Origin of the sequence: Enterobacter sp. MGH 24 (genome assembly GCF_000493015.1) — a bacterium.
Classification (GTDB): Bacteria; Pseudomonadota; Gammaproteobacteria; order Enterobacterales; family Enterobacteriaceae; genus Enterobacter.
In genome coordinates this window covers 3726741-3738772 of sequence record NZ_KI535657.1, presented here as the reverse complement: position 1 = coordinate 3738772, position 12032 = coordinate 3726741, and the positions used below count along the sequence as shown (strand labels likewise).

The 12032-nt window shown below is 57.8% G+C and carries 12 protein-coding genes; 3 read left to right on the top strand and 9 right to left on the bottom strand.

The window, feature by feature from the left end:
• Positions 1-17: 17 nt before the first annotated feature.
• The 7 genes from urtE to L370_RS04455 all read right to left on the bottom strand — a co-directional run bounded on the left by urtE (position 18) and on the right by L370_RS04455 (position 7342).
• Positions 18-716: an urea ABC transporter ATP-binding subunit UrtE gene (gene urtE, locus L370_RS04425; protein WP_023335694.1), complete on the bottom strand. Its 699-nt coding sequence runs from the start codon at positions 714-716 to the stop codon at positions 18-20.
• 9 nt (positions 717-725) lie between these two features.
• Positions 726-1523: an urea ABC transporter ATP-binding protein UrtD gene (gene urtD / locus L370_RS04430; RefSeq protein WP_023335693.1), complete on the bottom strand. Its 798-nt coding sequence runs from the start codon at positions 1521-1523 to the stop codon at positions 726-728.
• Positions 1523-2596, bottom strand: a complete 1074-nt coding sequence (gene urtC, locus L370_RS04435) for an urea ABC transporter permease subunit UrtC (protein ID WP_023335692.1) — start codon at positions 2594-2596, stop codon at positions 1523-1525. Before urtC ends, urtD begins: the two co-directional genes overlap by 1 nt.
• Positions 2596-4170 carry an urea ABC transporter permease subunit UrtB gene (gene urtB / locus L370_RS04440; protein ID WP_023335691.1) on the bottom strand — a complete coding sequence of 525 codons (1575 nt, stop codon included), beginning with the start codon at positions 4168-4170 and terminating at the stop codon, positions 2596-2598. Before urtB ends, urtC begins: the two co-directional genes overlap by 1 nt.
• 24 nt (positions 4171-4194) lie before the next feature.
• Positions 4195-5466: an urea ABC transporter substrate-binding protein gene (gene urtA, locus L370_RS04445; RefSeq protein ID WP_014883816.1), complete on the bottom strand. Its 1272-nt coding sequence runs from the start codon at positions 5464-5466 to the stop codon at positions 4195-4197.
• A gap of 202 nt (positions 5467-5668) precedes the next feature.
• Positions 5669-6772, bottom strand: coding sequence for a cobalamin-independent methionine synthase II family protein (locus L370_RS04450; protein ID WP_023335690.1), 1104 nt, complete (start codon positions 6770-6772; stop codon positions 5669-5671).
• Between the two features lie 156 nt (positions 6773-6928).
• Positions 6929-7342 (bottom strand): rhodanese-like domain-containing protein, encoded by a 414-nt coding sequence (locus L370_RS04455; protein WP_023335689.1) that lies wholly within the window; start codon positions 7340-7342, stop codon positions 6929-6931.
• A gap of 73 nt (positions 7343-7415) precedes the next feature.
• Here L370_RS04455 and ftrA point away from each other — a divergent pair, with 73 nt between their 5' ends.
• Both ftrA and L370_RS04465 read left to right on the top strand, forming a co-directional pair.
• The gene (ftrA, locus tag L370_RS04460) at positions 7416-8423 is read left to right on the top strand and encodes a transcriptional regulator FtrA (protein ID WP_032642986.1); all 1008 of its coding nucleotides are present in this window, start codon (positions 7416-7418) and stop codon (positions 8421-8423) included.
• Between the two features lie 40 nt (positions 8424-8463).
• The gene (locus L370_RS04465) at positions 8464-9000 is read left to right on the top strand and encodes a dihydrofolate reductase family protein (RefSeq protein ID WP_023335687.1); all 537 of its coding nucleotides are present in this window, start codon (positions 8464-8466) and stop codon (positions 8998-9000) included.
• A 164-nt stretch (positions 9001-9164) separates the two neighbouring features.
• Here the strand turns inward: L370_RS04465 and L370_RS04470 are convergent, their stop codons facing one another.
• Positions 9165-9527 (bottom strand): hypothetical protein, encoded by a 363-nt coding sequence (locus L370_RS04470; protein ID WP_023335686.1) that lies wholly within the window; start codon positions 9525-9527, stop codon positions 9165-9167.
• 243 nt (positions 9528-9770) lie between these two features.
• Here L370_RS04470 and L370_RS0122125 point away from each other — a divergent pair, with 243 nt between their 5' ends.
• Complete coding sequence (locus L370_RS0122125) at positions 9771-10001, top strand: DUF2554 family protein (RefSeq protein ID WP_032666605.1); 231 nt, start codon at positions 9771-9773, stop codon at positions 9999-10001.
• Here L370_RS0122125 and L370_RS04475 read toward each other — a convergent pair whose 3' ends face one another.
• Complete coding sequence (locus L370_RS04475) at positions 10002-11966, bottom strand: peptidase U32 family protein (RefSeq protein ID WP_023335684.1); 1965 nt, start codon at positions 11964-11966, stop codon at positions 10002-10004.
• Positions 11967-12032: the final 66 nt, after the last annotated feature.

Genomic DNA, 12032 nt, shown 5'->3' with positions numbered 1-12032 from the left:
TGTTATATTATAACATTTCAAATCGCAACCAGCCCGCGAACGCCCTCCTGCTCCATGTTTTCACCCCGCCCGCGCTGAATGATGGTGCCGCGCGACATCAGCAGGTAGCTGTCGGCCAGCTCGGCGGCAAAGTCGTAAAACTGCTCAACCAGCAGGATCGCCATATCCCCCCGGCCCGCCAGGGTGCGGATCACCTGGCCAATCTCTTTAATCACCGACGGCTGTATGCCTTCGGTCGGCTCATCCAGAATCAGCAGCTGCGGGCGGCTCGCCAGCGCGCGACCAATCGCCAGCTGCTGTTGCTGCCCGCCGGAGAGGTCGCCGCCGCGACGGTGCTTCATCTCTTTAAGCACCGGAAACAGCTGCCAGATCTCGTCCGGCACCTGCTTCGCCTCGCGGGCGGAAAATCGCGCCATCCCCAGCATAAGGTTCTCCTCCACGGTCAGGCGCGGGAAAATCTCGCGACCCTGCGGAACATACGCCACGCCAGACTGCACCCGCTGGTGCGGCTTGCTGTGGGTGATCGTTTTACCCTGCCAGACAATCTCCCCGGTTTTCGCCGGGATCAGCCCCATCAGACACTTCAGCAGCGTGGTTTTCCCGACGCCGTTGCGCCCCAGCAGGCAGGTGACTTCTCCGGTGACGGCCTCAAAGCTCACGCCGCGCAGGATATGGCTGCCGCCGTAATACTGATTCAGTTCGTTAACCTGTAACATCGTCGCTCCTTAGCGCCCCAGATAGACCTCAATCACCTGCTCGTTAGCCTGCACCTCGCGAAGCGAACCTTCCGCCAGCACGCGGCCCTGGTGCAGCACCGTGACGCGATCGGCGATGGTTTCAACAAAGCCCATATCGTGCTCCACTACCATCAGAGAGTGCTTACCCGCCAGCGTTTTGAACAGCTCGGCGGTGTATTCCGTTTCCGCGTCGGTCATCCCGGCGGCCGGTTCATCCAGCAGCAGCAGGTGCGGGTCCTGCACCAGCAGCATGCCGATTTCCAGAAACTGCTTTTGCCCGTGCGAAAGCAGCCCGGCACGGCGGTCGCGCTCGCTGCTAAGACGCAGCAATCCCAGCATCTCATCAATACGGTCGCGCTGCTCACCGTTGAGCGTTGCCCGCAGGCTCGCCCAGACGGATTTATCGGTTTTCATGGCGATCTCCAGGTTTTCCCACACCGTCAGCGCTTCAAAAACGGTGGGCTTCTGGAATTTACGCCCGATTCCCTGCCGGGCGATGGCCGCAGGCTCCAGGCCGGTCAGGTCGATGGACTGATCGTAAATCGCCCTGCCGCTCTTTGGCCGCGTTTTGCCGGTGATGACGTCCATCAGCGTGGTTTTACCGGCTCCGTTAGGGCCAATCACGCAGCGCAGTTCGCCCACGCCGATATTCAGCGTGAGATCGGTCAGGGCCTGAAAACCATCAAAACTGACGTTAATGGCCTCAAGCTGAAGCACCGGGTCGGTCTGTTCACGGTAACGGTCGCCGGGCAACTGGCGGGTAAATAACCCTTCGGCTGGCTGCATTATTTATCTCCTTTTCGAAACAGACCGTAGACGCCGCGCGGTAAAAACAGCGTGACGGCGATGAAAATCAGCCCCAGAAACAGCTGCCAGTATTCCGGCATCGCGACGGTGAAGAAGCTCTTCGCCCCGTTCACCAGCGCTGCGCCAATCACCGGCCCGACCAGCGTGCCGCGCCCGCCCAGCGCCACCCAGATGGCCGCTTCTATCGAGTTTGTGGGTGACATTTCACCGGGGTTAATAATGCCCACCTGCGGGACGTACAGCGCCCCTGCCAGGCCGCACAGCACGGCAGAAAGCGTCCATACCAGCAGCTTGAACCCGCGCGGATCGTAGCCGCAAAACGTCAGGCGGTTTTCGGCGTCGCGAACGGCGGTCAGGATGCGGCCAAACTTGCTCTTCGCCAGCGCAAATCCGGTGCCTAACGCCAGAATCAGCAACAGCACGGTCGCCAGAAACAGCGCGATACGGGTGGTTGTTTCCGTCACCGAAAACCCGAGCAGCGTGGTGAAGCCGGTAAAGCCGTTATTGCCGCCAAAACCGGTTTCGTTGCGAAAGAACAGCAGCATTCCGGCATAGGTCAGCGCCTGGGTCATAATCGAGAAGTAGACCCCTTTAATCTTTGAGCGGAAGGCAAACCAGCCAAACACCAGCGCCAGCAGGCCCGGCACCATCACAATCAGCACCAGCGCCCAGGCAAAATGCTGGGTGCCCCACCAGAACCACGGCAGCTCGCTCCAGGAGAGGAACGACATAAACGCGGGCAGACCGTCACCCGAGGCCTGGCGCATCAGGTACATGCCCATCGCATAGCCGCCCAGGGCGAAGAAGATGCCGTGCCCGAGAGAGAGCATCCCGGCATAGCCCCACACCAGATCCAGCGCCACCGCCACGATGGCATAGCAGAGGATCTTGCCAATCAGCGTCAGCATCCAGGTCGACAGCGCCAGCGGATGCGTCGCGGGCAGTAAGGCGAAAAACGGTAATATCAGCAGACACACCACCAGCAGGCTGCCTGCAAGTTGCGTTGTGCGCGGCGCTTTGCGCGCCAGCGTTAAGGTCAGCGGCTGGCTCATCAGTCAATCACCCTCCCTTTCAGCGCAAACAGCCCCTGAGGGCGTTTCTGAATAAACAGCACGATCGCCACCAGAATCACGATCTTGCCCAGCACCGCACCCATCTGCGGTTCAAGAATTTTATTGAAGATGCCCAGGCCAAACGCCGCGGCCACGCTGCCTGCTAGCTGCCCTACGCCACCGAGAACGACCACGAGGAAGGAATCAATAATGTACCCCTGGCCCAGCTCCGGCCCGACGTTACCGAGCTGCGATAGCGCCACGCCGCCTAACCCCGCAATCCCTGAACCAAGCCCAAACGCCAGCATATCGACGCGACCTGTCGGTACCCCGCAGCAGGCGGCCATGCTGCGGTTCTGCGTTACCGCGCGCACGTTAAGCCCCAGACGGGTTTTATTCAGAATGAGCCAGGTAAAGAACAGCACCAGCAGCACGAAGCCCAGCACCACGATGCGGTTCCACGGCAGCGTCAGGTTGGCAAAAACCTGCACCCCGCCGGACAGCCATCCGGGGTTGGCGACCTCCAGGTTCTGGGCGCCAAACGTCATGCGCACCAGCTGGATAAGCATCAGGCTGATCCCCCACGTCGCCAGCAGCGTTTCCAGCGGACGACCGTACAAATGGCGAATCACGGTGCGCTCCAGCACCATCCCGATGCCCGCCGTCAGGCAGAACGCGACCGGCAGCGCGATAACGGGATAGAGCGCCAGCCACTGGGGCGCAAGCCCGGCCATCGCCTGCTGCACCATCCACGTGGCATACGCGCCCAGCATCAGCATCTCGCCGTGCGCCATATTAATGACGCCCAGCAGGCCATAGGTGATGGCAAGCCCCAGCGCCGCCAGCAGCAGCACCGACCCCAGCGACAGCCCCATAAACGCCTGGCCCAGCAGATCGCCCCACATGAGTCGATGCTGGATCTGGCTAAGACTCTCCTGCGCGGCAGCGCGCACCCCGGCATCCGGCTCTGACTGTACCGAGGTAAACGGAGTAAGTCTGGACTCCACGTCCGGATCGTCGGACTGCCCTAATAATTCGACAGCCCTGCGGCGCACCTCTGCCTGCGGACTGGCTAGCTGGAGATTCGCCACCGCCAGCAGCAGCGCCTGACGTGCCACCGCGTCCGATTCATCCTTTAGCCGCGTTTCCAGAAAAGCGAGCATCCCGGGCTGGGCATCCCGCTGGAGCTGACGTGCCGCTGACCGCCTTTCGGTGACACTGTCACTGACGAGCTGATGCGTAGCGATGGCCGTGGCGGCCAGCACGCGCAGCCGGTTGGTCAGACGAACGGCTTTGGTTGCCCCTTCGGCCGCCTGAGCGTCACCGAGCGAGACCATTTGACCATTGCGCTGCGCAAAAGCGTGCTTTTGGCTGTCGGTATACAGGTTTTCCTTTTGCAGTGCCTGGAGCAGCGGCAGCCTTACCGCGTCCGGGGCAGCGGCCCACTGCGTCAGCAATTCCGCCTGCTGGCTGCGGCTGGCGGCAACAAAACGATCGGCATCCGATGCCTGCGCCATCCCTGGCAGCAGTCCGGAAAGCCATACAAGAGCGATGAACATGCGCATGGCGTTCATGACGTTTCTCCCTGCAGTGATGGCTTAGTTGCTGGCGGTTTTCATCGGCTGGTCGGGCTTTTTATCGTTTCCGGCGATGAACGGGCTCCACGGCTGGGCGCGTACCGGCTGCTCCGTCTGCCACACCACGTTGAACTGACCGTTGCCTTCGATTTCACCGATCATGACCGGCTTATGCAGATGGTGGTTGGTGGCATCCATGGTGAGCGTAAAGCCTGACGGCGCCTTAAAGGACTGGCCGGCCATCGCCGCGCGCACTTTATCCACGTCGGTGGTGCCCGCTTTTTCCACCGCCTGCGCCCACATATGAATACCTACGTAAGTGGCCTCCATCGGGTCGTTGGTCACCACGGTATCGGCGTTCGGCAGCTTATGCGCTTTGGCATAGGCTTTGTAATCCGCCACGAAGGCCTGGTTGGTCGGGTTATCGACGGATTCGAAGTAGTTCCATGCGGCCAGGTTGCCGACCAGCGGTTTGGTGTCGATCCCGCGCAGCTCTTCTTCGCCCACGGAGAACGCCACCACCGGCACGTCGGTTGCCTTCAGCCCCTGGTTAGCCAGCTCTTTATAAAACGGCACGTTGGAATCGCCGTTGATGGTCGACACCACGGCGGTTTTGCCGCCTGCGGAGAATTTCTTGATATTGGCGACGATGGTCTGGTAGTCGCTATGGCCAAACGGGGTATAAACCTCTTCGATGTCCTTATCCTCCACCCCTTTCGAATGCAGGAAAGCGCGCAGGATCTTGTTAGTGGTGCGCGGGTAGACGTAATCGGTTCCCAGCAGGAAGAAGCGCTTCGCCGCGCCGCCGTCTTCGCTCATCAGGTATTCCACCGCCGGGATGGCCTGCTGGTTCGGCGCGGCGCCGGTATAGAAGACGTTCGGCGACATCTCTTCGCCTTCGTACTGCACCGGGTAGAACAGCAGACCGTTCAGTTCCTCAAACACCGGCAGCACGGATTTGCGCGAAACCGACGTCCAGCAGCCGAACACGACCGCCACTTTATCCTGACTTAACAGCTGGCGCGCTTTCTCGGCAAACAGCGGCCAGTTTGAGGCGGGATCCACCACCACCGGCTCCAGCTTCTTGCCCAGCACGCCGCCTTTGGCGTTGATCTCGTCGATGGTCATCAGCGCGACGTCCTTCAGCGGGGTTTCGGAGATCGCCATGGTGCCGGAAAGAGAATGCATGATCCCCACTTTGATGGTGTCGGCCGCCTGCACGCCAAAACTCATTCCCATCGCCACGACGGACGCGGATAACGCAAAGGCTTTTAATAAGGTACGACGCTGCATATTTTCACTCCTGAAAAAGAACGCTGTGCGAAAACGTCCGTTACGGCGTGGACGCGGAAAAAAAAGTGTCAGCGAAGCAGGAGCAAAAAGGATGCCAGAATGGAGGACGCGCTATTTCTGAAGGGGGAAAGCAGGATGTAAAGAGAACGTCTCAGAATGGCACAGCGCTGCACTTTTATAATGCAGCGCTGTGAAAGATGCTTTACCAGACTTCGCTGGCGATCTGCGTGACCAGACGGACTTTGTCCCACTGCTGGGATTCACTCAGGCTGTTGCCCTCTTCGGTAGAGGCAAAGCCGCACTGCGGGCTGAGGCAAATTTGCTCTTTTGCCACGTATTTCGCCGCCTCTTCCAGACGGGCTTTAATCCCCTCCGGGTTCTCCAGCTCGCCGTTTTTCGTGGTGATAAGACCCAGCACCACCTGCTGCTTGCCCGGGCGAATGAAGCGCAATGGCGCGAAATCCCCGCTGCGGTCGTTATCATATTCAAGGAAGAACGCGTCAACGTTGACGGTTCCGAACAGCACTTCCGCCACAGGCTCATAGCCGCCTTCGGAAATCCAGGTTGAACGGAAGTTCCCGCGGCAGACGTGCAGCCCGATGGTCAGATCGTCCGGCTTGCCTTCCAGCGCCTTGTTCAGGACGCGGGCATAGATGCGTGCCAGCTCATCGGCATCATCGCCGCGCTCGCGGATCTGGCGGCGCTGATCGTCCGAACAGAGATAGGCCCAGACGGTGTCGTCCAGCTGCAGATAACGGCAGCCCGCGTCGTAGAATGCGCGGATGGCGTCGCGCCAGGTGGTCGCCAGATCGTCAAAATACACGTTCAGGTCCGGATACACTGTGGCATCAATATCTTTACGGCCTCCGCGGAAATGCAGCACGCTCGGGCTGGGAATGGTCATTTTCGGCTGAGCATTGCCGCTGATGCTTTTCAGATAACGAAAATCTTCGAGCATCGGATGGTCGCCAAAGCCCAGCTTGCCGGTGACGCGCACGCCGTGGGCTTTGGTTTGCACCCCGTTGAACTGAATGCCCTGCTGTGAATCGTAACGCTCAACGCCCTGCAGACCGTCGAAGAAGTCGAAGTGCCACCAGGCACGACGAAACTCGCCGTCGGTCACGACATGCAGGCCGCACGCGCACTGCTGCTCAACGACGTGGCGGATGGCGTCATCCTCTACCGCGCGAAGCTGTCCGGCATCAATTTCGCCGCTGGCGAACTTCAGGCGAGCCTCTTTGATGGCATCCGGGCGTAAAAAACTGCCGACTACATCGGCGCGGTACGGGGCGTGGTGTCGTTGCATGAAAATCTCCTCAGTCTGCCGGCGATAATTGCCAGCAGTGATAATTCATTATTTGAAGTTTTAGACTTCTGGATGTCTAAATGTCCAAAAACAATGTCATACCTTACCGGCACCGGCAAACGAGAAAAATTCACGGGTGTTGAAAAAAATTCATCTTCACAGCGCAGCGGCGGTTTCGCTGCTGGCAAAGGCGAACTTTTCATCCTCCCAGCCGGTGATGCCCCCGAGCATGATTTTGACCGGCAGCCCGAGACGCGCCAGCTTCAGCGCGGCTCTGTCCGCGCCGTTGCAGTGCGGCCCTGCGCAGTAGACGACGAACAGCGTGCCTTCAGGCCATTGGGCCATACGCTCCGCAGTAATCTGGCTCCGCGGCAGGTGCAGAGCGCCGGGCACGTGACGACGGGCAAACTGCTCCGGGCTTCCCACCACGTGCAGCAGCACGAAGTCCTGCTCGTGGTTGACGATGGCGTGATGTACATCAGCACAGTCGGTTTCGACGCTCAGGCGACGCAGAAAATGGGTAACGGCTTCCTGCGGCTCGGCAGCCGGAAATTCAGTAACATAGCTCATGATCCTTCCTCATCTTTGGCGTTTGTGTTAACACTACTCTATCCACAAATTCAGCCCGTGAATGCGTTCGCTTATGCCAGAAAACAGCAAAAAGATGACAAACTTAAGACAAATTTCCCGCCCGAAAGTGGTTGTGCTGGCGTATGACGGTCTGTGTACCTTTGAATTTGGCGTAGCGGTGGAGATTTTCGGCCTGCCGCGCCCCGAGCTGGGCGACGAATGGTATCGTTTTGCGGTGGCGAGCGTTGACAGCGGTGAACTTCGCGCGACGGGCGGGATCCGCATCATCACCGACGGGGATATCACCCTGCTTGAGTCTGCCGACCTGATCGTTGTTCCGGGCTGGCGGGGACTGGACTCACCGGTTCCGGATGCGCTCTGCGGGGCATTGCGTCAGGCCAGTGCGCGCGGGTGCCAGCTGCTCTCCATCTGCTCGGGCGTGTTTGTCCTCGCCGCCTCGGGGCTGCTGAACGGACGCAAAGCCACGACGCACTGGCGCTATATTGACGCGCTAAAGGCCCGCTACCCTGACATCGACGTGGTTGAGGATGTGCTCTACCAGGACGAAGGCGATATTCTGACCTCCGCTGGCAGCGCGGCGGGGATCGATCTCTGCCTGCACGTTGTGCGTCGTGATTATGGCATGGAAACCGCCAACAGCGTGGCGCGTCGGCTGGTCATTCCTCCCCACAGGGATGGATCTCAGCCGCAGCAGCTGAGCCGCCCGGTGGCGCAGCTGCGGGAAAGCCAGCGTCTCGGCCAGCTGTTTGATTTTCTGCACACGCATCTTATCGAGGCGCACAGCGTCGACTCGCTGGCGCGTCGGGTCGGTATGAGCCAGCGCACCTTCCTTCGTCGCTTCGAGGCAGCAACGGGAACGACGCCCGCACGCTGGTTAATCAATGAGCGCCTGCTGAGAGCAAAAGATTACCTGGAAAGCAGCCGGTTAAGTATCGACAGTATTGCTGAACAGACCGGGTTTGGTCAGGCGTCGACACTGCGCCACCATTTTCGCCAGCAGTTCGCGCTTTCCCCGGCCCAGTACCGCAAACAATTTTCACGTCCTGGTACTGCACGCTGAGGCGTCAGTTTAAGGGTTACACTGGCACACGGAGCATCTGATGGTCACCACACACGTTTTTATCGCGGTTAGTCTTGATGGCTACATCGCCCGACAGAATGACGATATCGACTGGCTGCTGCAGCGCGACGATCCAATGGAAGATCATGGCTATGAGGCGTTCATCGCAGACAAAGACTGGATCGTAATGGGACGAGGGAGTTATGAGAAGGTACTGACCTTCGACGCATGGCCTTACGATCGGCCCGTGCTGGTGCTCTCGCGACAGCTGGCCAACACGCCCGTGCCGGAGGCGCTGAGGGGAAAAGTGCAGTTCTCATCCCGCACGCCACAGGAGCTGCTTGACCATCTCGCCGCACAGGACGTCCATCGCGTCTATCTCGATGGCGGACAGGTGATTCAGTCGTTCTTGCGCGAAGGGCTGGTAGCCGATATGGTGATCACGACCGTTCCTGTCCTGCTCGGTTCGGGAAAGCAGCTGTTCGGAACCTTGTCCCTGGATGTTGATTTGACCCTGGTATCAAGCCGCAGCTTCCCTTCGGGCCTGGTGCAGTCGCACTATCGGCTGACTCCATGAACCCATCGCGAGGCCTGCACGTAAAAAAAAACCGCCATAAATGGCGGTAAATGCTTGCATGGATAGATTTGTATTTTGGTCTCTACGTCCCGACACTCCATGGCCGAGCTGCGGATCTCATACAACCTAACACCTGCTGTCTTAACGAACGCTAAACAACCTTATTAACCGGCATGGGTATTGATCTCTAAATAACGCATAAGGCCCTGCTCTGCGCTTTGTCTGGCGTCGTCATTAATGGCTTCAAGATAAAAAGAGCGTGCGACCCCATAAGGTGCTTTTTCTGAGGGATACACCGCAAACTGGAATGTTTTTCCTCTTGCTTGATGGGTGCAATCTAATTCCCAGCGCACGTCGTTCACTTTTTTGCTGGTGCAGTCAACGCCACCATAATCGCTGGTTAAATAGGAACCGACGCGAATCTCTGCAGACCGGATATATTCTGGTTCGTCATTAATTACATAACGAACCCCTACAACGCCTCCAACAGCAACCGCCAGAAGCGTAAGCACTATTATTTTTTTCATTTATAAATGACCTATTCCTTAGCCCAAGGTAGCGATTATATAAGATTTATCCTTAATATAAATATCCATTGTGGGCAAGAAATGGGGGTTTACAAAGTTCTCATTGATTTTTAGGAAATATCTTAATCGATATTCTAAATCCACACTTTTTGACATTTTCTTTGCGTGAATTTTATCTTTTGAATAATAACACTATAAAATAATCGTCATGATTATCCCGCATTATTTTATAGCGGTGAATCCATGATTAAAAAAGGGTTATCTCTCGTTATGCTTATCTGTGCGCTATTTTCAGGCCAGCTGATGGCCGGGCACAAAGGGCATGAATATTTATGGGTAAAGAATGTGGGGCATCAGCTTCGTCATGAAGCCGACAGCGATGAGTTGCGAAGCGCTGCGGAAGAGTCGGCGGAGGGTTTGCGCGAACACCACCTGTGGCAGAAATCGCGCAAACCGGACACTCACGTTCGGTAATTAGCTGCCCTTGCGTTTTGGCAGGGTTTTCATCAGGTCGTCAGGACTCACGGACGCCACGATACTGCCGGGCTGCGGCATTTTGAAGATGTGGTTTTTCATCTTGCCAATCACATGCATTTCGCAAGGACGGCAGTCGAACTTGAGGGTCAGAACTTCGTCACCGTTGACCAGCTGCATGGGCGTAGCCTTCCAGCTCTTAATGTTCCCTTTCGCCTGCTTAGGGCACAGGTTAAACGCAAAGCGGAGGCAGTGCTTGGTGATCATCACCGGCACATCACCCTTCTCTTCATGCGCTTCATAGGCTGCGTCGATCAGCTGCACGCCGTGGCGATGATAAAATTCACGGGCTTTATGGTTGTAGACATTGGCGAGGAAGGATAAATGGGTGTCCGGGTAGACTGGCGCAGGGACGGCTTCCGCTTTACGGCTACCGCGCGGATACTGTGCCAGGCGTGCGGCGTCCAGCATCTCTGCCGTTTCACGGCGGAACGCGTTAAGCAGGCTGTTCGGCACGAACAGCGCGTCCGGTAGATTCACGTCGATAGCGCGCGCGTAGTAAATCGTCTGGCCCAGCTTCGCCACGCCATCCTTCAGGCTGTTGAGCGCTTTTTCCGCGTTGTTTGCCACCTCGAAAAGACCATCGAGCGTATGCGTCACGCTGATGCCGTCTTCACAGGTCATGGTCAGAATCAGCTGTTCTTCCCAGCCGCCCAGCTCAATATCCACGGCGATACGGCGTTCGCTGGAGGTTTTCAGCAGCGCCTGCTGCCAGTTATGATCGAGGTTACGGTTGAGCGCCGCGTTCGGCCGCGCCTTGTAGAGATCGGCGGGCATTTCATTCGGCCATACGCGGTAGCGGTTCTCGCCGGTTTTCTCCACCGTATTGGCACGGAAGCCGACGACTTCACGCTTAATCATCACGTTAAGGCCATCGCCGTTCGCCAGTGGTTCTGTCACTTCAACATCAAGGTGATCTTTCGCCACTTTTAGCACTTCACCGACCGGTAAACCGATAAACTTCGGTGAATCAAACGCGCCGATATCCCCTTTACGGGCATTCACAAAATAGTCCGTACTGCCGCGGTGAAACGTCTTGTCCGTCGACGGAATAAAGAAATGCTCGGTGCGACCGGCCGACGCGCGCGCCAGGTCGCCGCGATCTTCGATGATGGCGTCCAGCATCTGGCGATAGTGCGCGGTGATGTTCTTCACGTAGCTCATATCTTTGTAGCGCCCTTCAATCTTGAAGGAACGTACGCCCGCGTCGATCAGCGCGCCCAGGTTGGCCGTCTGATCGTTATCCTTCATAGAGAGCAGGTGTTTTTCGAACGCCACGACGCGGCCCTGATCGTCTTTCAGGGTATACGGCAGACGGCAGGCCTGAGAACAGTCGCCGCGGTTGGCGCTGCGGCCCGTCTGCGCGTGGGAAATATTACACTGACCGGAATAGGCCACGCACAGCGCGCCGTGGATAAAGAATTCAATCGTCGCGTCGGTCGCCTGGTGAATATCGCGGATCTGATTCAGGTTCAGCTCGCGCGCCAGAACGATCTGCGAAAAGCCGACGTCGGAGAGAAACTTCGCCTTCTCGACCGTACGGATATCACACTGGGTACTGGCATGGAGCTCAATAGGTGGAATATCCAGCTCAAGCACGCCCATATCCTGAACGATCAGGGCATCAACGCCGGTCTGGTACAGATCGGTAATCAGACGTTGCGCAGGCTCCAGCTCATCATCATGAAGAATGGTGTTCAGGGTCACGAACACTTTCGCCCCGAAACGGTGGGCGAACGGCACCAGTTCAGCAATATCGCTCAGGCTGTTGCTGGCGTTATGGCGGGCACCGAAGCCTGGGCCACCAATGTAGACGGCGTCAGCGCCGTGAAGGATCGCTTCACGGGCAATGGCGGCGTCGCGGGCCGGGCTTAAAAGTTCAAGATGATGGGATTGCAGGCGCATACTTCGTCGTTATCCGTTATGGTCAAAATGGCGGCTATTGTAGTCAGAAGTATGCGTCAGCGAAAC